This window comes from Bradyrhizobium sp. USDA 3315, assembly GCF_054056795.1.
This window is the reverse complement of the sequence record NZ_JBSRYP010000001.1, coordinates 5,248,661-5,270,910: the sequence shown is the minus strand read 5'-3', so window position 1 is coordinate 5,270,910 and position 22,250 is coordinate 5,248,661. Positions and strand designations below refer to the sequence as shown.

Genomic DNA, 22,250 nt, shown 5'->3' with positions numbered 1-22,250 from the left:
GCTCAGATCTCCACGCGGGGATCGACCAGATAGGCGACCAAATCCACGATGATATTGATGAAGACAAAGACGGCGCTGGTCGTGATGGCGATGCCCTGGATGACCGGAAAGTCGCGCCCGACGACAGAGACCACGGTCAGATTGCCGAGGCCAGGATAGTCGAAAATGTATTCGATTACGAGAACGCCGCCGATCAGCGTCGAAAGCTGGATCCCGAGCAGGTTGACTAGCGGAACTGCCGCGTTGCGCAGGGCGTGCGAATAGACGATGCGGCGGCGAGACAGGCCGCGCACCCGTGCCTCATCGATGAACGGCGCTTGCATGACCTCGCCGAGCGAGGTCGTCAGCGTGCGGATGATGAAGGGGGCGATCTCCACCGCGAGCACGAAGGCCGGCAGGATGACATAGGAAAATCCCTGGTAACCGAGCGCCGGCAGCAGCTTCAGCTTCACCGACAGAAACAGGATCAGAACGATCGCGAGCCAGAAATTCGGAATCGAGACGAACAGCGACTGCATTCCGAACGCCAACGCATTCTGCCAACGATGCTGGTGCAGCCCGCCCGCGATGCCGATCGGAAACGACAGCAGCAGCGCGAACACGAGCGCCATTCCGCCCAGTTGCAGCGTGAACGGCAGGCGTTCGAGGATGAGATCGATCACCGGCGCCATATCCGACTTGGTCGGGTCAACATACTGCCCGCCGGTCGCGATCATGCCGCTGCGCGGCCGCAAATAGGATTGCCCGAGATCGCCCTGTACCAGCCCGCGCATGTACCGACCATATTGCACGATGATGGGGTCGCGCAGCCCCATCTTGGTCGCGACCTTCTCGACCACGTCGGCCGGCGCCATGCCGCCGACGATCAGGCGCACGGGATCGCCCGGCACCACGCGCAGCAGCGTGAAGATGATCAACGACGTGATGAAGACGATCAGGATGCCCTGCGCGATCCGCTTGACCAGGAATTCCAGGATCAACATCGAGAAGAGCTACCCTTGCAATTCATGAGGACCAGACCCGACCAGTCCGGCCTGCGTTCGCGAACCGGCAGGCCGGGCGTACCCGGCCTGCCGAGCATCATCATGCCAATGTTGCCTTGGTCATGTCCTGCATGCCGTTCGGATAGATGTACAGACCATCCAGCTTCTTGCTGTAGGCATGGATGAAGACCGAGGTGAACAACGCGAGCGCCGGGGCCTTCTTGGCGATGGTCGGCAGCGTCTCGGTCTGCAGGATCTTCTTGCGCTCCTCGATTGTCGTGGCGTTGCGCTCCTTGTCCAGCACCGCGTCGATGTCCTTGTCGACGATGCCGGTGATGCGCTTGGAGGAGGAGTGGAAGTGGGTGCGCAGGACGAGATCCGGCTCGGGCGAGCCGGTGCACCAGCCGCAGTCGATCATGTTGCCCTCACCGCCGCCGGGCTTGTCGTAAAGCAAATTACCCCACGCCGCGACTTCGAGCGTCTGCAGATTGACCTTGAACCCCTGCTCCTGGAGCATGCCGGTAATCAACTCGGCATATTCCTTCGTCTTCGGATAGAAGCCGACCGACGTGTAATAGGTGAGCTCGGGCAGGCCCTGGCCTTTGGGGAAGCCGGCCTCCGCGAGCAGCTTCTGCGCCTTGTCCGGATCGAATTCAGGATAGTCGGCCACCTCGGCATAGCCGAACTTGACCGGCGAGATGTGCGCCTTGGAATAGATGCCGGAGACGCCGAGCACGTCGAGCACCTGCTTGCGGTCGATCGAGTAGCATGCGGCGAGGCGAATGCGCGGATCGTCGAACGGTTTCTTCGAGCAGCGGAAGAACAGGTATTTGTTCTCGACCGAAACCGCCTTGTGGATGCTGAAGCGGGCATCCTTCGAGATGGTCTCGACCTGCTCCTGCTCGAGCCGCTCGATGATGTCGGCCTCGCCGTTCAACAGCGACAGCGTGCGCGTCGTGGTGTCACCGACGAAGTGATACTCGACACCCGGGATCTTCGCTGCGCCGAGGAAGAAGTCGGGATTGGCGGCGAGAACGGTGGTGTCGCCTTTCTGCTCGACATATTTGTAGGGGCCCGTGCCGTTCATGCGCGCCGAGAGCTGCGCCTTATTGGCAACGTCCTTGGCCGACATGATCGGCAGGAAGGACGACAGGTAATAGTAGAGCGTCGCCGGATAGCCCTGCACCTTCGTGTTAATGTGGCAGGTGTAGTCGTCGACGACGTCGACGGTGACGAGACCGGGGTACCACTGCGCCGGACGATCGGGTTGGCAGCCATATTCATAGGTCGCCTTGACGTCGGCCGCTGTGAACGGGGTTCCGTCATGAAATTTGACGCCCTTTCTGAGTTTCACCTCCATCGTATAGGTGTCGATGGGCTTCATCGATTCAGCCAGCTCGAAGATCAGCTCGTCCGGCTTCTCCGGCCGCATCGGCGCCCGCGTCAGGTAGCCGAACACGAAGCCCTCGACGATGAGCTGGCCGAGATTGGTATGGGTGGTTGGGTCCCAGTTGCCGGTCAGCGCTTCCGCGCCGAGAAAGCGCAGTGTCTTGCCTTCGGCGGCAAAGGCGGAATTCACAAGAAAGTCGGGATTGACCCGCCCGAAGCCGAACGCCGCGGCCCCGGCCAATCCCCCTAACATCAAGTCTCTGCGGTTGATCATATGGTAATCCCTCGATGATTTCGGCAACGCTGAAACTGCTCTCGAGGCCGCAAGGCACTCAGCCGTTTCGATCGTCTTGCACAAATCGTGGCTTTCACGCCTGCAAAGCCTAGACCAAAGGCCGCAATCGCCCGATTCCTGCTGCTCCACGATTCCGTTGCTGACACTCCCGGGGCGCCGCAGTCGCGCACGGAGATTTTCCGCTCCCGGAAGCATGGCGCACAACGGCAAGGCAAGGACGCCTTTCCAATGTGCAGCACACAAATCATGGATGCACAGAGCAGCAACGCCATGCAGGCAACCATATGATCACGCTCGCGGAACTGAACGGAATCCCAGCATTGGAACAGCGCATTGCTCCGGCCAACCATCCCATTCGCGGCGTCATCTCGGATCTCGACGGCGTCGCCTATCGCGGCGACACTCCGATCGACGACTCCGTCAAGGCGTTTCGCGGATGGAGCGAGCGGGGCCTGCCCTATGCGTTCGTCACCAACAATTCGACGAAATCCGCCGCGCAATTTGCCGCCAAGCTGAGCCGCATCGGCATTCCGGCCGAACCGTCACAGGTCTTCACGACGATTTCGGCGGTCACGTCCCTGCTCGAACGGCGCTGGCCGCGCACCACGCCCGTGTTTGCGATCGGCGAACGACCACTGCTCGAGGCGATCGAGGACAGTGGCTATCACCTGACCGACGTCGAACCCAAGATCGTCGTGCTCGGATTCGATGCCACGCTCGACTACGCCAAGCTGCGCACCTCGGTCAGGGCCGCACTCGCCGGCGCAACCATCATCGCCACCAATCCCGATGTCCTGACGCCGGTTCATGACGGCTACGATCCCTGCGTCGGCGTGATCACGGCCGCGGTTGCAGCAGCCGTTCCCAATACGAAGCCGATCGTGCTAGGCAAGCCGCAACCGTTCCTGATCGAACAGGCGCTGGCGCATCTCGGCACCGCCCGGCATGAGACCGTCATGGTCGGCGACCAGATCGGCACCGATATCGCAGCAGGAAAGGCCGCCGGCATGCGGTCGATCCTGCTCAACAGCGACGTCCCTTTCAATACGGTGGCGGACGTCGTTCCCGATCGCATCATCGAGAGCCTTCTTGACCTCGCGGACCCCGAGACGGTCGGTTGGCCGCGATGATGACTCCCGGCCTCATCGAGAGCATGCAGGCCTCTCTTGCCGCGAGCCTGCCGCGCTGGGGACTATCATCGCAATCGACGCTCGCCTTTCTCAGCCATTCCGAGAACACCACCTTTCTCGCGCAAGATCCGGCCGCTCGGCAAAAACTCGTGTTGCGCGTGCAGCGGCCCGGCTATCACTCACCTGACGAGATTGCGTCCGAGCTCGCCTGGATCGACGCCGTGATCGCAGACAACGTGGTGCTCACGCCGCGCCCGGTCGCCGATCGGGAGGGACACCTGTTATGCCCCATTCCCCTGAGTGGCGCGACACGACACGTCGTTGCATTCGAATTCCTCAGCGGCAAGGAGCCGGACGCCTCGGACGATCTGGCCACCTGGTTCGGCAAGCTCGGCGCGACCAGCGCGCGGCTTCACGCGCACAGCCGCCGATGGACAATGCCATCAACGTTCCAGCGCAAGGTCTGGGATTTCGATGCCATGCTGGGCCGCCGGCCACTATGGGGTGACTGGCGCGCCGGTCTTGGCCTGCGCGACGATGGCCGCAGGCTACTGCAGAGGGTCGCCGACGAACTTGAACGGCGCGTCGAGGCTTACGGACGGGGCGAGCAGCGGTTTGGCCTCGTTCACGCCGACCTCCGCCTCGCCAACCTGCTCGTCGAAGGCGACCGGCTCGGCGTCATCGACTTCGACGATTGCGGCTTCTCGTGGTTCTTCTATGACTTCGCCGCGGCCGTCAGCTTCATCGAGCACGAGCCGGTGATGGACCTGCTCCAGCAGTCGTGGCTTGCGGGATACCGGACCGTCGCACCGGTCTCGCACGACGACGAGGCCATGCTGCCTGCGTTCGTGATGCTCAGGCGCATGCTGCTGACGGCCTGGCTCGCTTCGCATTCGGACACCGAAACCGCGCGACGCCTGGGTACGGGCTACACCGACGGAACGGTCGCGCTCGGCGACCGGTTCCTGCACGGATCGTGACGCGGACTTTCGGGACCAGCCGCGGCGCGCCTGTCCGTTTCTCCAGTGTTGTTGCTCCCGGACTCCAGAATGCCGCAACAGATGTTTCCCCGCCGGCTTTGATCCGCGAATGATGGGCGCGCTCGGACATTGCGCGTCCGAAGCGGACTTAACCAGCGAGCGTGGGCGGCGTCAGATGGATATCCAGGCTTATTTCGAGGAGTGGTCCTGCGAGCCCGGCGATGTCGTCCGGCTCGCGATCAGCACGCCGCACGCCACCGTCCGCGCAAGCCTCGTGCGACTGGTCTCGGGTCCCGGGCGCGACGAAGCGATCGAGGGCAAGGTGGTCGATTTCTCGTCGGTGCTCGACCGCACCGTTTCCGGCGGCGTGCAATCCACGGTGATCGGCTCACACGCCGAATTTCCGCTTCCCTCACCGATCAACGATGCGGCGATCAGCGTCCATTGCTGGGCATGGCCGACCGTGCCCGAGCGGAGCGCGCCCCAGGCCATCTGGTCGATTGGCGACGTCGCGCTCGTCATCATCTCAGGCGGTCTTGCGCTTCGAATGGGCAGCGCAACGCTCGCAGTCTTGCCGGATGCGATCATCGCCAAACACTGGTATTCGATCCTGACTACCATCGGCGACGGCGAGGTCTGCATCGACCTCAGGCGTCTTGATGCCAAGGTTGGGGCACAACGCACGCTCCGCGCGGCAACCGGCGCGACGGCAAATGCGGCAACGCTCCTGCTCGCGGCGGCCGGCATCGGCCGGTCCGGGTCGCCGCTGGAGCCATATAATGGCAAGATCGACTCGCCAACGCTGCACCTCGCGAAGCCATCCGCCGAGATGATCGCCGCATGGCACGCGGGGAAGACTCCCACGCAGCCGGCATGGGCAGCATGGAAACTCGGCAGGGACTTCGCGTCGGAGACGATTGAGCCGGACGCTGGAGGCGAACAGGGGCACCTTGTCAACGGCGTCGAGCGCGGTGTGACCGGACGCAACTGGGACGGGCGAAGCGACTCCTTCGTCGAAGTTCCCGAGCAGTACTGTGCGCTGCAATTCCACGACGACGACATGGTGGATGCCGGCTGGAGGTATAATCTCGAATTCCGCCTGCCGGAGGACCTTCAAAGCGGAGTCTACGCAGTTCGGCTCGAGGCCGGCGGACGCCGCAATCATTTTCCGCTGTTTGTCAGACCGGTCCTGGGCACCTCGGCACCCGTGCTGTTCCTGGTGCCGACCAACACCTATCTGGCCTATGCGAACGACCACCTGGCTTCGCTCGATTTCTCATCGGTGATGCCTCATGACAAGGTGGTGCCCGAGGACGAACAGTACCTGTTCTCACATCCCGAGCCGGGCCGCTCCTGCTACGATACCCATGCCGACGGAACGCCGGTTCGCTATTCGGGCCGCAGACGACCGCTGTTCAACGTCCGCCCTGGTTTTCCGAACTGGCTAACGGGCTCATACCGTCACTTTCCCGTCGACATGTACATCGTCGAATGGCTGGAGCACCTCGGCATCGAATATCATGTCGCAACCGACGAGGATTTCGAACGTGGCGGCCGCAACCTGGCCGACCGGTACGCGGCGATCGTCACGGGCTCGCACCCGGAATACTGGACACGAACCGGCCTCGATATCCTCGACGGATACCTGCATGACGGCGGACGGGTCATGTATCTTGGCGGCAACGGCTTCTACTGGGTAACGAGCCGGCTCGGTGCAAAGCCCTGGGTCATCGAGGTGCGCCGCGACAACAGCGGCACGCGCTGCTGGGATGCCCCCTATGGCGAACGGACCCATGTTGCGACGACTGAAGCCGGCGGCATCTGGCGCACGCGCGGCCGCGCCCCGAACAAGATGCTAGGCGTGGGCTTCGCATCGGAGGGATGGTCGAAGGGCTGCGGCTATCGGCGTCTGGAGGCGAGCTACAATTCGCCCGCCGCGAAATTGTTCGACGGCATCACTGAGGAAATCGTCGGCGATTACGGCTATGTGCTGGGTGGAGCGGTGGGAGACGAGGTCGACAGGTACGACGTTACGCTCGGAAGTCCCGAGCATGCCTATGTGCTCGGGACTTCGACCGGGCTTGGCAACGAGTATCAGCTCGTCATCGAGGATCTCACTCTTTCGCTCCCGGATCAGGGAGGCGCACAGCGGCCTGACGTGGTGAGATCGGACATGGTCCTGTTTCCGATCGATGGAGGCGGCTGGGTGTTTTCGGTCGGCTCCATCGCCTATGCCGGCGCCCTGGCCTGGAACGGCTGCGACAACGGTCTTTCGCGCCTGACGGCGAATATACTCAGGGCCTTCACCGGCAAGGAGCCGGTGCTCGGAGCATGAGACCGTCAGTGCGACTTCGCCCCTGAAACGAAAGGTCAACGGCCCTCGTTCGGCCACTCATACGTTCTGGTTGCAGGTTTGAGTGCAAGAAGATCAACATCTTACTGGACACTCGTTGTCGCCCAGCGCGGCGACCGCACAGATACGTGCTTCTTTTTCGCGCGCAAGTTCACAAAGACGACGAGCATCGCATGGCGAGTGCGATACGGTGGTACATGGAAGATCCAGGGCTTTTCCGCCCAAGGAGAATGTTTGACAGGCGGCAGGCACTTTCCTCGCAGTCAGGAGCGAGGCCTCTTGCTCCCCTGATTGGATATCGCTCGGCAAAACAACGGCTCGGGGGAGTCAGCAGCCGCGTTAACCTTACATACCCTCAAGCCGCAGGTGAGTGGCCCTCGACAAGACGATTGAGTCTCCGAGTTTCCTGCTCAGCTGCTCGAAACGACCGAGAATGTCCTTGCCCGCGTCGGTGTCTGCACTATGTACGCAGATATCGTTGTGCTCGTTGCGACGGACCGGTAGTAATTCAATTTCGGTGATCTTCTTCCCCGCGATCAAGCACCGCAGCGCCAGACCATCGAGATGACGGCCGCGCATAACGTCCCAGTCGAACGCAAAATTGCCAAGGCTGTAGAAGATCGGTTTACCCTGATAGATTTCGCCGGCCTGGACCACATGCGGATGGTGGCCGAACACCATGTCTGCCCCCACGTCGATGGCGGCTCGGGCTATTTCGCGCTGATATGCGACTGGCTCCTCTTTGGACGACACGCCCCAATGGCATGAAAGGATCACAAGGTCGACCTTGGTCCGCAGAGCGCGGACATCGTCCCGCATGGCCTCGAGTTCGTCGGCGTCTGCGAATGTATGCGTGATCGGCTCAGCACCCGGCATTTCCAGCGCGCGCGGGCCCGGCTCATAGGCGGCGTGGGCCTTGATGGTGGCGCATCCGGGGCTGTTGGCTGACGCGGCGTGATTGCTCGGCCAGAACACTGATGTGTAGCTCAAGAAGCCGAGACGAACCCCGTTCTTCTCGATGATTACCGGCTTCCTGGCCTCGGCCAGCGTTTCGCCAACGCCACAGTGGAGGATCCCCGCCGAATCCAGCGCCTTGACGCTGGCGACGGCGGCGCTCGCGGGATAGGCGACGTTGCTGGCGCAGCTCACGCCGACATAGCCCGCCTTCTTGAGCGCCGGACCTACCTTGGCGCCCGAATGGCGCCAACCCTTCTTGTGCGGGATATCGGGCCGCGCGGGATCGGTCGAGGGCTCGGCAAGCGGGCCTTCCAGCTGTCCGAACAAGACATCGGCCGATGTCAGCATGTCACGCACATTGACGAATGCGCTGAAAGGATCTTCGCGGTTCTGGATGTTGGTATCGCCCAAGATGAGCAGCGTTTGATCCATGTGCAGTTCCTTTTTCGTGAGCTCTGGTGTGGATGTCGGGATTGCGATCAGATCAGGCCGCGCTTTCAGCGGAGCGCGATGTTGTCACCGCCGCTTCGCCATCGCGCGCTGGCGCGATCGATTCCAGGGAGCGCTGGTTGGTTTCGATACCGAACAAGAGAATACCAAGCGCTAACAGCAGATAAAGCGACGCAATGGCGTAGAGCACTGATGGGAGACCATAATTGTCATAGAGCGACACAACCATGTAGGGCGATGCGATGACAGCAATCCGCCCCGTCATTTGGGCGATGCCAGAGCCGCGGAAGCGATATTCGGTTGCAAACAACTCCGGCGTGTAGCCGCCGAGACCGAAGCCGATCATCAGGCTCATGCCGCCCTGCAACAGGAAGCCAAAGATCAGCACCCAGGCGGGGTCGGTCTGCTGCGAATACGCCAGCGCGAACACGCCACACCATAAGGCCGCAAACATGGTGCCGCGACGGCGTCCAATCCAGTCGGAGGTCAGCATGCCGACCAGCGGCCCGAGCGAACTGCCCAGCGCCATGACGGTCGCAAAGCTGAGCGACTTCGTGACACTCAGCCCCTGTTTGACGAAGAAGGTCGGCACCCAATAGGAGAAGCTGTAGGAACCGACCAGGCAGGTGATGCAAACCGCCATCGCGAGCAAGGTGCGGGTGACGACGCCGCGCGAGAACAGGATGGAGATCGGTACCCAGGCCGGCGCAGGCGCGGCCACTGATGTCACCGGCGGGAGAGGCCCCGCCTTCGAGGCCTCAGCTTCGATATCCTGCATGATCTTTTCGGCTTCTTCATAACGGCCGCGCGCTTCGAGCCAGCGCGGCGACTCCGGAAGCTTGCGGCGCAGGAACCAGACCCATAATGCGCCGCAACCGCCGATCAGATACATCGGCCGCCATCCCAGTGCCGGAATGACGAATAGTCCGGTAAAATTCACAGCGAATGTCGATGCCATCGACACCACGCTGATCAGGCCAAGCGCCCATCCGCGCCGTTGCGGCGGCACAAACTCGCTGACCATGCCGTAACCGCAGACATATTCTGCGCCGATCCCTACTCCCATGAAGAAACGCATCGCCATCAGCCAGGTCATCGAGGGCGCGAGCATCGAGAGCAGGCACATGCTGCCGAAAATCAGAAGATTGAACTGATAGGCAAAACGCCGGCCGAACCGGTCACCGACCAACCCCGTCATCAGCGCGCCAATGGCGAGGCCGGCAAAGGTGATGGAAATGTAGTGGGCATTGGTCTCCATGTTCGACCAGCCCTCCTTAACGAGGGCGCCCAACACGCCGGCGGCCATCTGGTTGTCGAAACCGTCGAAGAACATCCCGAGGCCGATCAGGCTGAGAATCCGCCACTGGAATGCGCCCATCGGGAGCCGGTCAAGCCGGCCCGCGGCGTTAACGGGGGTGGTCATAGAAAGCGTTTCTCCCGCAAGTAGCGGCGTTCAGCGCCGCTTATGCGGGCAAAATAAGCGGAATGCTTTGGGCCGAGTATGCTAATTTACTCATCACGACGATGACTTATCTTCAGAGCAACACAGAGAATGCGGCGCGGACGCGATCAGCCCTCAGTGGGAGGCGCTGATGGCCCGAAAATTGCCCCCGCTGAATGCACTTCGCGTCTTCGAGGTCGCCTCCCGCTCCGAGAACTTCACCCACGCCGCCAAAATACTCAACGTCTCGCAGGGCGCCGTCAGCCGGCATATCGCCCAACTCGAAGCCTTCCTTGGCCTGCGCCTGTTCGTCCGTAATCAACGCGACGTCAAGCTGACGACGCAGGGCGAACAGTACGCGCAGGCCATTGCCGAAGCCTTTGATCGCATCGAACTCGCGACCCAGGTCAGCCGCCGGGACAAGCAGAATCGCGTGGTGCGGATACGGCTGTTTCCCACGGTGGCGATGAAATGGCTGGTCAAGCGGCTCGCGCGCTTCCATACCCTTTACCCAAGCATCAATGTGCAGGTCACGATCGCCAACGATCTCGTCGATGTGAGCGCTGGCGAGGTGGACTTCACCATCCAGACTCCCGCCATTCCAAAGCCCGGCGTGCGTTACGACACGCTGTTTCCGATCGAGCTGCTGCCGGTTTGTAGCCCCGCCGAATTCAACAAGCATCCACCCGTGCACGATTCACGAGAGCTGCTCGACCGTACGTTACTTCATTCAATGAAGCGCCCGCACGATTGGCGGATCTGGTTTGAGGCGGCGGACGTCACACCCGGGAGCTTTCGCGAAGGACTGTCGTTCGGCAATTCCTCGCTAGCCTATCAAGCGGCGATCGACGGGCTCGGCATCGCGGTGGCGCATCTGGAACTGGTCCAGGACGATCTCAAAGCGGGGCGACTATTGGCGATCCATCCGCTGGTGGCACGAACCGCCGACAGTTACCACCTCGTCGGCCGCGAAACCGACGTTGGCAGGCCGGAGATTGCTGCATTCCGCGACTGGCTGCTGTCCGAAACCAGGACACAGAATTGACGTTTCTCCATCGGCAAGATCTTGTTCTGCCATTGTCAAATCAGCATCGCTGCGAGCTCGCCGACGGCGCTTGGATCGCCATTTGCCTTGGCGACGCACTTCAGGTGTCACGTTGCTCTAGCTAGGCAGGGATTTCCTCTCGAAATCTCGGCTTATTTTGTTCGTCAGGCCTATACTCGTATCGAGCTGGGCATCTGCCAGAAGCGAAGGCGGCTGGTCCGCGAAGGTTAGGGGGATCTCGCCACGCCTTGGCGCTGATGTTTTATTGCTTCTACATCAATGGCTTGGTGAATGGATCCGGCCGGCCGAGGAATTCGGAATTACCGGGAACAGTCTGGCCAAGGTCTGCGACAGGCTGGACGTGCTTTATCCTCCGCGCGGCCCCTGGGCCAAAGAAGACCCGTCTGTCTGAAGAGATTGAGCCTGCCACGCGGCGCATTCGGCCTGCCCATCGTATAGAGTGGCCTATAGATCCGACGGCCTCATGTGACTGGTGACTACGTCCGCTTTGCTCCTATAGCGACCAAGTTCGTGCGGCAGCGCAATATGTCGCGATGGGCCAGAAGCGGAAGCCACAATTGGACAACATCTCCCCTACTAACATCAGCGATAAATATCTTCCGTGAATTGGTTCACAAATGGGCGGGCCAGACCGCGATACGCTTGCTCGAGCTCTTGGCCGGCGTGCGCCCAGTGCGATCAGCAGGCTCGAGAAGGCGCCGAACCTCGACGTCCACCGTTCCGTCGCACGTATTGTGTTTCGCAACGCTGCGATCAATGAGTTGTCGAGTTGGATTCAACGGCATTCGGTGCGGCCGAAAGCCCGCGGACCCAGCAAACGACCAGTCTTTTAGTTTTACGCGGTTCAGAAACTTGATCAGAGAATAAGCCATGCAAAAAATTTGATGGAGGAACCAATGGTGAAGAGGGCGATTACGCTCGGCGGTGGTGGTCCGGCGGCAGGGCTGCACATTGGAGTTCTGGAAGCTCTTGCCAACGCAGGTATAACCTTTGACGTGTGGGCATTGTCCTGCATCGGCGCCTGGGTTGGGATCGTCTACAATCAGTTTGACAACGTTGACAATAAGGACAGGGCGAAACAGACCCATCTATTCTTCAAGAATGGCGTGTTTCGGGACGACGAAAGCTATAGGCGCTTTCCCATAAACACGGTGTTCGGCCCGGATTGGGAAAGCATCGGCAAGGCTCTGACCAACTTCGTCGCAGATCCCAATACCTATAAGGATTTGTGGGACCCAAACAGGGTCGCGAATGCCTTCAGGGAATCCATGTCGCTCTGGTTCGCTCAACAGCCCGACACGGACGGCGGGAAGAAGTTCACGAGCCCGGATGAGGGAGACGTAAACAGATGGGTTCTTAATCAGGTGCTGGCACCAAATCCTTTCGTTCGTTACCTAACGTCAATGATGTATCTGTCCCAAGTCACCGGCCTCTCCAGGATTAACTATCCACACAGCCAGTTTATGAAGAGCATAAATTTCGACGCGCTGGGAAGACCCGAAAAGCCATTCATATTCCACAACGCCTGGAATCTCGATGAGCATAAACTCGCGTTGTTTTCCAACCGCCCAATGCCCAAGAAGGTCGATGAGAACAAGAAGGTCGACGGGAAAGAGTACAAAGTGCCTATCAGCGCATCCAGCTTATGTGCGTGTTCAGCCCTTCCCTTCGTCGAAGAAACCGTAGAGATCGACGGAGTTACCTACTGCGAAGGAGCACTGGTCGATACGGTCAACTTCGAGAGCTTGCTCCAGGAGCATCATAAGCCGGGCGATGAGCTGGACGAGATATGGGTGAGCAGGATCGTCGATTCAAAGCAAGTCCGCAAACCGGAAAACCTTCACGATGCCCTGGCCAATCTCTGCCAATTGTTCGCAGCGACCGTTGGCGAAGATGATGTCAAGCTCTTCAAATACCACGTGCGGTACGACAAGCCAAAATCCGGAGAGCATCCGTGGAAGGGCACAATCGTCGAGATTCATGTGCCGGGGCACATCAGTTTCAAATGGAACCACAGCAACCTGGACAGCGGGAGAAAGTTGGGAAGGATCGCTGCTGAACAAGCAATCAAGGCATACTACGAAGACGGAAAACGTCCGCCGCATGACGGGCCACATTTCATAAATGAGAATCCTGCGGAAAGCGATGAGGCGGGATGGCGAGAGGTTAAGGAGGCATATCACGAATGTCGAAGGCGGGCTGCGTAACGGCAAGGTAAAGCAGCCTTGAGGCCGACCTGCTGAGCCAAGCTCCAATATCCGCAGTCGAGGCGCAATTACTGCAGTCGGTCGAGTAATGCCTTTGCCTGCTTCAGATCCTGCGTTTCAAGACCCTCGACGAACCAGCCGTAGATGGGCACGAGCTGGTCGAGCGCTTCGCTGGTTCTGCCCTGATCGATCCACAAGTTGGCGAGGTCTACTGCTACTCGAAGTTCAAGGGCCTTGGCGCGTTGGCTTTTTGCAGTTGTCAATGCGTGATCGAGCAGTGATCGTGCATCGGTGCTGGCCTCCGGTGCATCGCGGACGAGCAATACGCGCGCCTTCAATCGATACAGCTCGGCCTCAAATATCCGTTCGCTATTGCGGCCGGTTGTAGCGAGACCCTGCTCAATCAGTTCGAGCGCGGCTTCGCTTTGATGGCTCGACAACAAAGCGGCACTCAGGAGCACATACAGGGCTGTGATGCCAAGCTGATAGCCCGCGCCGCGATATTCGTTCATCGCCGCGCGGATTTCCTCGAGCGCAGCGGACGAAGGATCAAGGAAGGTGGCGCTTATCCCCCGGATGGCGCGAGCCAATCCTCGCCACTGCCGGAATCCGAGTTCTTCCGACAAGGCGAGACAACGATCAGCATAACGGTGTGCCTTTCGGAAGTCACCCCGAAGAGCGTGGAGAATGGATGCATAATAGCATCCATAGGCCTGCGAATGCGGATGACTGATGACGTCGGCACGCTGAAGGGCGGCATTTACACGCGCGAGTGCCGTATCAGCACGGCCCTGCAGCCAGAGCGCCCATGACATCAGAGCCAGGTCGGCCACACCCGCATCCTGGCCGGCAGCACGCGCCGCCAATCTATCATGCTCGCTGCTCGCTTCGAACGCTTCGAAGGCCCGTTCGATCACCTCCTGGGCACCTACGAGATTTCCCATGAAAAGGCGTATCATCCCTTGCCCACGCATCGCGTTGAGCAACGTTGGTCGATCACCCCGACCCTCCGCAAGATCGAGCAACACCGAGATCATTTCCTCGGCGACCGGCAACTCGCCGCGAATGACGCTCGCGGTGGTCAACCAAAACATGATTTGTAGTCGCTCGGGGGGATCTCCGAGCCGCTGGCACAGCTCGCGCGCTCGCGCAAAGGTCGCCACCGCCTGGGGCGAGGCCGGCCCCTGGGTGGCAATGAGGCAGGGCCCGAGCGCGTACTGGAAATCAAGCTCCAGCCGGTCTTTAAGCGCACCGTCGGCCAAATGGGCCGAGACCTCAATGCCTTTGCGCAAGTGTGCGATCGCTTCGAGGTTGGCGGAGCGCATGGCCGCTTTCTTGCCTGCCTGGAGCCAATATTGTCCCGCCTTTTCGAACAATCCCGCCTCGGTAAGGTGGAGTGCGAGAGTCTCGGGTTGAGACTCCACAATTTCCGGGAATCGTTGCTCGAAAGCGTTGGCGACGGCGGCATGCAGCGCTGCGCGTCGGCTCTTCAGAAGTCCCGCTTCGGCAGCGTCCCGCACGAGCGCATGCTTGAAGGTGTAGACCGCCCGGGGTATCTCGCCTCGGCAGAATATCAACTCCGCCTGAACCAACTGGGCAAGCGCCTCCTCAAGCCGTTGCCTTGGCAGCTTGGCGACCACGCTCAGCAGTTCGTACGAGAACTCGCGCCCCACAACGGCGCCGATCTGAGCAACTTCCTTCACGGGGGCCAATCGGTCGAGCCTAGCCATCAGCGATGCGTTCAATGTCGTTGGAATCGCCAACGAGGGTAGCGGACCGCTGACCACGTAATGGTCGTCTCGCTCCTGCAGCAAGCCGGTTTCGAGCACCGCCTTGGTCAGTTCCTCGACGAACAGGGGCACGCCGTCGGTGCGAGCGAGGATTTGGTCCAAGACCTCCTCCGGGAGCGTCTTGCCTGCCGTGACGCGCTCGATCAAGGCCGCCCCGTTGCGCCGGTTCAGACGTGTAAGCGAGACGGTCGTCACATGTGCATGACCAGGCCAGGGCGGCGTGAACTCTGGTCTCGCGGTGATGAGCAGCAGCACTCGGAGTCGTGGTACCTTTTCCAGTGTAATCGTGAGCAGCTCCATCGAAGTCGGGTCCGACCAATGGGCATCCTCAAAGATGATGAACACTGGCTGCCGCGCCGCCAACGCTTCGAGCTGAGCCGAGAATGCCGCCAACGTCATCTCCTTGCGTTTCTGCGGACTGAGCTCGGACAGCTGGTAGCGGTCACTGACCGGTAGCGACAGAAGGTTTGCTAGAGCCGGCACCACACGATCTGCATCGGCGCCAGACCGCAACAGCAGAGCTTCAAGCTTGGCAAACTTCTCCGTCGGCGCTTCGCCTCTTTCGAACCGGGCAGCACGTTCGAGATTGTCGATGAACGGATACAACGCACTGTTGGTATGGTGCGCCGAGCAGAAATGGCGGACCGTAATGTGTGGTTCGGCTTGGAGCCGCTCTTGAAGCGCCAGCGCGATGTGCGACTTACCGATACCTGGCTCACCAGTTAGAACCACTACGCAACCTTCGCCCGAAGAGGCGTGCTGCCAGCGCCGCAACAGCAACTCGATCTCCTCGTCTCGCCCGATCAAGGGCGTCAATCGAGTCCTGTGCTGAGCCTCAAAGCGGCTTTCGACTCCAGTCGTCCCGAGCACCTGCCAGGCAGGTATTGGCTCCGCCCATCCTTTCAGCGCGATGGAGCCGAGATCGCAGTATTCGAAATATCCTTCGGTGAGCTGGCGCGTACTCTCGGAGATCAGCACCGTACCGGGCTCGGCGAACTGCTGCAGACGAGCAGCCAGATTCGGTGTCTCACCGATCACCGCCTGCTCCTTGGCGGCGCCTTCGCCGATCAGATCGCCCACGACGACCATACCGGTAGCGATGCCAACGCGAACCTGCAGCTTGGTGCCGATATCTGTCTGAAGGTTGGCCACGGCATCGACCAGTGACAGCCCCGCACGTGTCGCCTGCTCGGCATCGTCCTCGTGCGCCAGGGGGTAGCCGAAATACGCAAGCACGCCATCCCCCATGTAGCGCGCGATAACGCCCTCACTCCGGGCGATAACCTCAGCGATGCAGGCGTGATAGTCGCCGATTATCGAGCGCAAGTCCTCCGGGTCCAGCCGGGCCGAAAGTGCGGACGAGCCCACCAGATCGCAAAACATGACCGTGATTTGGCGCCGCTCGGCGCCGTCTCGCGGCGCTGGTTTGGCAGCCGCTTGGTCCAATGCAGCGACATCATCCTCAAGTGCCGCAATCGCGCGCAGCATCTTGCGCCGGTGCCCAAGCAGGACGCCGAGGTCCTTGAGGTCCTGCTCCGTGAGATCGCCGACGACCGAGAGGTCGATAGCGTTCTCTGCGAAACGATCGGCGTACTCTCCCAAACCGATCGATGCCAGCCACTCTGCAATACCTGTCATGGTATACCTATGGCCAATAGGGATAAGGGTAGCACATTGCAGAGACCTGCGAAGGCACATCTGCAAATGGAAGCACCGATCGCGAGACATCTCAGCCAGTTTAACACATTGGCTCCGGCGAAAGCTGGGCGCTGCCAAGCGATGCCATGGGGCCCCGATCGCGCGCGCCTTCGACCGTGCATCAGCCAACTCAACGTAAGCGCGAAGCACAGCAATGAACAGAGTTGCCTAGTTGCCCTCGTTCCAGATGTCGGTGGTCAGCTTCCAATCATCGCCGACCTTCTCCCAAACCACGACATACTTTCCAGTCACATCCTTCGGTGTCGGTCCCTTGGTCTTGAGGGCGAACGTCCCAATCTCGCGCGCCGCGGTTGGGCCAAGGGGCTTAACGTCAAGGGTTGCGAGCTTCGGATCGCCAACTTGTTCCGCCATGCTTTTCCACATTGCCTCGATGGCTGATCGGCCGTGAACCATCGCGGTACCTGGCGGGAATGCGGTCGCATCCGTGCTGTAGAGTGACGCAACTCCCGAGAAGTCGCCCTTGTTGAACAATTCAATCCATTTCGCATTGATGGCCTCGATCTCGGCTTTTTGAGCTAACGCCGGTGCGGTAAACGAGATCACGAATGCAATCATCAAGGCTATGCTACGCATGATCATCTCCAAATATGTTCGATGCGAATGCAGGGCGGACGTTGACTTGACAAGAACCGGATGCGTTGAATGAGGTATCCCAGACCGGGTTTGGCGCGCCAGCAATTCCGGGGAATTACCGTCAGCAACATTGACTAACCAGCGCAACGCGCGCCTTATGGTAGCAAGTGACTTCGCGCAATTTCTCACCAATTCTCAAGCCGGATGCTTGGCCAGTGTGAAGCCAATAGCGACGTCGTATCCCCGCTCTGGAATTATGGTGCGCTCGGAGGGCGTTCGCATTTGCTGCGATTGCAACAGCTTACTTGGAAGGATGAAGGGACAAGGCGCATTTTTCCCGGTCAGAGGTGCCTTTCGCACTGCCGTGCAGGTCGGCGAGACTGCGCGCAACCGCGCGAATCTTCGCCGGTGTTTCAAGGCAGGCACCACCATATTTCTGCACGACGATGGGCTGGTTGCGCATCTAACCTCGCTCGGAAGCCTTGTTCGCCTCGCCCATCGAACCAACACCGCCTATCCATGTACCAATGACCTCAAAGTTCGGATTAAAGGCGACAAGATCCGCGCGGTATCCGGGCGCGATCCGTCCAAGCTCGGACCCAAGGCCTAGAAATGCCGCGGGCGTCCGGGAAGCCATGATAAGAGCATCGACAAGGGAGATTCCGATAAGCGCAACAGCGTTGCGCACCGCCTCGATCATGGTGAGGTGAGCGCCCGCGAGCGTGCCATCCCGGTCAGTCAGGCGATTGTCATGCAACGTGATCTCCCTTCCCTGCAGCAGGAATTTCCGGTCGCTCGTGCCCGCCAATGGCATGGCATCGGTAACCAGCATCAATCGATCGCGTCCCTTGCAGCGCAAGGCAACACGCAAGCCGGCACGGTCAACGTGGATGCCGTCGCAGATGATCCCTGCAAACAACCGGTCATCTCCCAGCGCGGCGCCCACCAAGCCCGGCTCTCGGGCGTTCAACTGCGACATGGCATTGAACAGATGGGTCACCCCCGAGACACCGCGATCGACCGCCTGCCCGATTTCGGCTGCGGTGGCGTCGCTGTGGCCGGCCGCGATACGCAATCCGGCGCCGATCAATTCATCGATCATGGACGCGGGCACGCATTCCGGGGCCAAGGTCACCATGGAGCGACCGCGGTCCCCGAAGCTTTTGATGGCGGCGAGATCGCGCCGATCGGGCACGCGTATCTCGGCTTCCGGATGAATGCCCTTGCGAGACCTGTTGAGGGCCGGACCTTCCAGATGAAAGCCGAGCACGCCAGGAATTTCGAGGCACGCCTGAGCTGCTACAGCCAATCGTTGGATGACCTCGCTTCGATCGGTGATGAGGGTTGGCAAACAGCCCGTGGTGCCGGCCTTGCGGTGCGCCTCGACGATGCGGCGAACGCCGGCCTCCGTTGGCTGGTCGTTGAGAAGAACGCCGCCGCCTCCGTTCACCTGAACATCGACGAATCCGGGTGCAAGTATCGCATCTCGGGGAAGGTGGATCGAGGCGCGCGCTTCCTCGGTAATGCCTTCGATCCGCCCCTGCGATATCCTGACCAACCCCGGCCCGCGCATGTCGGCACCGTCAAAGATGTGCTGCGCAGCAATCGAGAAAACCACGGAAGACCCAGCTTGGCCCATAAGTGCTGATCCGAGAATGGCAATCACGGACTCGTGAGGCGAGTCCCGTGCTGTACAGGTCCCTATATGTACACAACGGGCTTCAGGGACCCGGAGCTAAATCCTTGCGTTAACTTCTCATGGAAACAAAAGGTACCACCTATCTCGGCATCGATGGGGGCGGAACCCGCTGCCGCGCCCGGATCGAGGACGAAAACGGCAGGGTACTCGGTGAAGCAAGCTCGGGGCCTGCCACGACCCGGATTGGCTTCGACAGGGCCTGGCGGTCCATCATGGAGGCCACCGAAGCGGCGGCCGCACAGTCCGAACTGACGCGCGAGGATTTCGCGCGGATGCACGCCGGAATTGGCCTCGCCGGCATTGGTCGCCGGGGCGCGGAAGCGGCGCTCAAAGAGATCCCGCATCCCTTTGCGTCCGTTATCTTCATCAGCGATGGCCTAGCTGCCTGTCTCGGCGCCCATAGCGGCGCGGACGGGGCCATCGTGGTGGCCGGCACGGGCTCGGTGGGTGTCGGCCTGATTGGCGGCAGCGAGATCCGCATCGCCGGTTACGGCTTCCCAGTCTCGGACGAAGGCAGCGGCGCCGACATTGGCCTGCAGGTCGTTCGACTGGCGCTGCGGGCCGCGGATCGCCGCGGCGAGCTGACACCATTGCTTGCAGAGGTGCTGGGCGCATTCGATCAAGATCCTTATCAGGCCGTGGCGTGGTCTGAAGAAGCTCGGGCCACCGACTACGCCGCGTTCGCGCCGACCGTGATGCGGCATGCCAATCAGGGCGATCCGGTCGGCCGCCGCATTGTCGAACGCGCGGCCGATGCCATTGGCGATCTGCTTGATCTGTTCCTGGCTAAAGGAATTGACCGGCTCGCGCTGGTGGGCGGGCTCGCGGATGCGATTACGCCCTGGCTAACGCCTGACCTGCGCGCTCGCCTGAGGCGTCCTGACGCCGACGCAGCGGCCGGCGCGTTGCTTGTGGCCCGAGGGCGGCTCGACCTGCGCAAGCTGGACCCGCCCAAGAGAGAAACTGACCATGAACAGGCTTCGAAGTTCCGCGTTTGATGGTGCTTGGATCACCGATATGGCCACCGAAGAAGTCGATCCCAGATTTACCGACCTTGATGCATGGTCGCTGACGTCAGCGATGGAAGCGATGTGGGAGGGCCAGCTTGCGGCGGTCGCCGCGATCGGCCATGCCCTTCCCGCGATCACTGCGGCAGCCGAAGCGGCCAAGACGGTGCTGGGCGACCGCGGACGCATTGTATATGTCGGCGCGGGCACGTCAGGCCGCGTGGCGGTCCAGGACGGCGCCGAGCTGACGCCGACCTTCGCTTGGCCCCGCGAGCGCGTCCGCTTCGTCGTTGCCGGCGGTGACAGCGCGTTCGTCACCAGCATCGAGGGCGCGGAGGACGATGTCGATGATGCAGTCACGCAGATCAGCGCCGCACGACTCACGCCGCACGACGTGGTGATTGCGGTAGCCGCCAGCGGCACAACGCCGTTCACGGTCGCGGCGCTGCAGCAGGCAGCGTCTTTCGATGCAGTAACGATTGGTGTCGCCAACAATCCCGGCACCGCACTGCTGGCATTGGCAAAGTTTCCGATCCTGGTCGAGACCGGCCGAGAGCTGATCGCCGGCTCCACGCGGATGAAGGCGGGCACCGCGCAGAAGGTCGTGCTCAACCTGATCTCCTCGGGGATCATGCTGCGCCTTGGCCGGGTATATCGCGGCATGATGGTGAACATGCCGCCGACCAATGCCAAGCTGAAGCGGCGCGCCGAGGCCATGGTGGCGCAAATCGCGCGCTGTAATCCGTCGCACGCGGCACGCTCGCTCGAGCAGGCCGAGGGAGACATCAAGATTGCAGTCCTTCTGGCGCTCGGTGTCGACAGGGTTGATGCGAAGACCGTTCTGGAGAACTGTGACGGCAACCTTCGGCAAGTGTTTGTCGAGCTTGCCAAGAATCGTGACTCGCATCGTGACCGACTCCCAAAGGGAGCGGCGGGACGCGGCCGAGGCGGAGTGGTTGAGCCGTGACGACATCCGCGATGGCGAGCGAAATCGGGGAAAGCGCGGATGTTGTCGCTAACATTGTTCGCAGCCGACCCGCCTTGCGCGACATCGCACAGCGGATTGGGATTGACTCCGCCCCTTTGTGCGTCGTGTGTGGTCGGGGAAGCTCCGGGCATGCCGGGGTTTTCTTGAGATATCTTGTCGAGACGCGGCTTCGCCTTCCCGTTTCAGCAAGTGCTCCCTCGGTGATCACGGCATTTCGCACACCTTTGATGCTCCGCGATGCGCTGTTCATCGTAATCTCGCAATCGGGGCGCAGCCCGGATCTCGTCGCAGCGACCAGGTCGGCACGAGCCTCGGGCGCACGCACGATTGCCATCGTCAATGCGACGTCGTCGCCGGTGGCTGACGAAGCGGAATTCGTCGTTCCGATCGAAGCCGGCCAAGAACACTCCGTAGCGGCCACGAAGACCGTGATCGGCTCGATGGCCGCCAGTGCCGGACTGGTTGCCGAGCTGGCGCAAGATCGTGCGCTGCGGTCAGCCCTCGACCGGCTGCCCGAGCGCCTGCACCGCGCGCTGGTGCTCGACTGGTCGGAGATTGCCGATGATCTCGTCAAGGCATCAGCTGTGTTTGTGGCGGCTCGGGGCCTGGGCCTGGGCTCGGCGAAGGAGATCGCGCTCAAGCTTTCGGAAATCATGCGCCTGCCCTCGATCGGACTGAGCGCCGCCGAGCTGCAGCATGGGCCACGTGCCGCGCTATCATCGCGCACGCCAGTTGTCATGATGCGCCTCATGGATGAAACGGCGGCCACGGTGGACGCACTGGCAGAGGAATTGCGTGAGCAAAAGATCGCGCTGCATCTCTGCGGCGGACCGCATGGCTCGCTGCCTTGGTTGGTCGAGGATGACCCCGCCACCGACCCGATCACCATGCTCGTTCCGGCCTATCGGATGATCGAGCAGGCGGCATGCGCGCGCGGATTTGACCCGGATCGTCCCCCTCGCCTGAGCAAGATTACCGAGACGTTTTGACTGATCGCTGGCTGGCGACCAAAACGCGAGCAGAAGCGACCGAATGCGCGGCAAAGGCGACGAGGCTGATCGCTATTCTCCCGCTCATAACGGTCTGGTTGCAGGTTCGAGTCCTGCCGGGCCCACCAAGAGGATCAATATCTTACTCGGTTCTCGTTGCCCGTAGCGCGACGACCGCACCAGAAACCGCACCAGATACGTGCACTTTTCGTTCGCGCGCAGGCTCGAGCGCAA

The 22,250-nt window shown here is 61.1% G+C and carries 16 protein-coding genes; 8 read left to right on the top strand and 8 right to left on the bottom strand.

Features of this window, described 5'->3' with window-relative positions; genetic code table 11:
- Positions 1–2 precede the first annotated feature (2 nt).
- Complete coding sequence (locus ACVIYL_RS24380) at positions 3–983, bottom strand: ABC transporter permease (protein ID WP_092083050.1); 981 nt, start codon at positions 981–983, stop codon at positions 3–5.
- A gap of 100 nt (positions 984–1,083) precedes the next feature.
- On the bottom strand, positions 1,084–2,646 hold the full coding sequence (locus ACVIYL_RS24375) for an ABC transporter substrate-binding protein (protein WP_057020614.1): 1,563 nt from the start codon (positions 2,644–2,646) through the stop codon (positions 1,084–1,086).
- 341 nt (positions 2,647–2,987) lie between these two features.
- Here ACVIYL_RS24375 and ACVIYL_RS24370 point away from each other — a divergent pair, with 341 nt between their 5' ends.
- The 3 genes from ACVIYL_RS24370 to ACVIYL_RS24360 all read left to right on the top strand — a co-directional run bounded on the left by ACVIYL_RS24370 (position 2,988) and on the right by ACVIYL_RS24360 (position 7,112).
- A complete protein-coding gene (locus tag ACVIYL_RS24370) occupies positions 2,988–3,797 on the top strand; it encodes an HAD-IIA family hydrolase (protein WP_456780068.1) in 810 nt (269 codons plus the stop codon).
- Positions 3,797–4,777 carry a phosphotransferase enzyme family protein gene (locus tag ACVIYL_RS24365; RefSeq protein ID WP_456780067.1) on the top strand — a complete coding sequence of 327 codons (981 nt, stop codon included), beginning with the start codon at positions 3,797–3,799 and terminating at the stop codon, positions 4,775–4,777. The genes ACVIYL_RS24370 and ACVIYL_RS24365 overlap by 1 nt, the downstream gene beginning before the upstream one ends.
- A gap of 175 nt (positions 4,778–4,952) precedes the next feature.
- Positions 4,953–7,112 (top strand): N,N-dimethylformamidase beta subunit family domain-containing protein, encoded by a 2,160-nt coding sequence (locus ACVIYL_RS24360; RefSeq protein ID WP_456780066.1) that lies wholly within the window; start codon positions 4,953–4,955, stop codon positions 7,110–7,112.
- A gap of 363 nt (positions 7,113–7,475) precedes the next feature.
- Here ACVIYL_RS24360 and ACVIYL_RS24355 read toward each other — a convergent pair whose 3' ends face one another.
- Positions 7,476–8,519: a CapA family protein gene (locus ACVIYL_RS24355; protein WP_456780065.1), complete on the bottom strand. Its 1,044-nt coding sequence runs from the start codon at positions 8,517–8,519 to the stop codon at positions 7,476–7,478.
- 52 nt (positions 8,520–8,571) lie between these two features.
- A complete protein-coding gene (locus ACVIYL_RS24350) occupies positions 8,572–9,870 on the bottom strand; it encodes an MFS transporter (RefSeq protein WP_456781883.1) in 1,299 nt (432 codons plus the stop codon).
- A 259-nt stretch (positions 9,871–10,129) separates the two neighbouring features.
- Here ACVIYL_RS24350 and ACVIYL_RS24345 point away from each other — a divergent pair, with 259 nt between their 5' ends.
- Together ACVIYL_RS24345 and ACVIYL_RS24340 are read left to right on the top strand one after the other, a co-directional pair.
- Positions 10,130–11,023, top strand: coding sequence for a LysR substrate-binding domain-containing protein (locus ACVIYL_RS24345; RefSeq protein ID WP_456780064.1), 894 nt, complete (start codon positions 10,130–10,132; stop codon positions 11,021–11,023).
- A gap of 917 nt (positions 11,024–11,940) precedes the next feature.
- The gene (locus ACVIYL_RS24340; RefSeq protein ID WP_456780063.1) at positions 11,941–13,251 is read left to right on the top strand and encodes a patatin-like phospholipase family protein; all 1,311 of its coding nucleotides are present in this window, start codon (positions 11,941–11,943) and stop codon (positions 13,249–13,251) included.
- A 68-nt stretch (positions 13,252–13,319) separates the two neighbouring features.
- Here the strand turns inward: ACVIYL_RS24340 and ACVIYL_RS24335 are convergent, their stop codons facing one another.
- From ACVIYL_RS24335 to nagA, 4 genes are all read right to left on the bottom strand, one after another.
- Positions 13,320–16,679 (bottom strand): adenylate/guanylate cyclase domain-containing protein, encoded by a 3,360-nt coding sequence (locus tag ACVIYL_RS24335; protein WP_456780062.1) that lies wholly within the window; start codon positions 16,677–16,679, stop codon positions 13,320–13,322.
- Positions 16,680–16,907: 228 nt separating this feature from the next.
- On the bottom strand, positions 16,908–17,333 hold the full coding sequence (locus ACVIYL_RS24330; protein ID WP_253607656.1) for a YybH family protein: 426 nt from the start codon (positions 17,331–17,333) through the stop codon (positions 16,908–16,910).
- Between the two features lie 301 nt (positions 17,334–17,634).
- On the bottom strand, positions 17,635–17,796 hold the full coding sequence (locus ACVIYL_RS24325; RefSeq protein WP_225159615.1) for a hypothetical protein: 162 nt from the start codon (positions 17,794–17,796) through the stop codon (positions 17,635–17,637).
- The gene (gene nagA / locus ACVIYL_RS24320) at positions 17,797–18,972 is read right to left on the bottom strand and encodes an N-acetylglucosamine-6-phosphate deacetylase (protein ID WP_456780061.1); all 1,176 of its coding nucleotides are present in this window, start codon (positions 18,970–18,972) and stop codon (positions 17,797–17,799) included. It lies immediately after the preceding gene.
- Positions 18,973–19,091: 119 nt separating this feature from the next.
- Here nagA and ACVIYL_RS24315 point away from each other — a divergent pair, with 119 nt between their 5' ends.
- The 3 genes from ACVIYL_RS24315 to ACVIYL_RS24305 are packed head-to-tail and all read left to right on the top strand — an operon-like array spanning position 19,092 to position 22,016.
- On the top strand, positions 19,092–20,030 hold the full coding sequence (locus ACVIYL_RS24315; protein WP_076834256.1) for a BadF/BadG/BcrA/BcrD ATPase family protein: 939 nt from the start codon (positions 19,092–19,094) through the stop codon (positions 20,028–20,030).
- A 19-nt stretch (positions 20,031–20,049) separates the two neighbouring features.
- Entirely contained in the window at positions 20,050–21,006 is a 957-nt protein-coding gene (locus ACVIYL_RS24310) for an N-acetylmuramic acid 6-phosphate etherase (RefSeq protein ID WP_456780060.1), read from the top strand.
- 11 nt (positions 21,007–21,017) lie between these two features.
- A complete protein-coding gene (locus ACVIYL_RS24305) occupies positions 21,018–22,016 on the top strand; it encodes an SIS domain-containing protein (protein WP_456780059.1) in 999 nt (332 codons plus the stop codon).
- Positions 22,017–22,250 lie beyond the last annotated feature (234 nt).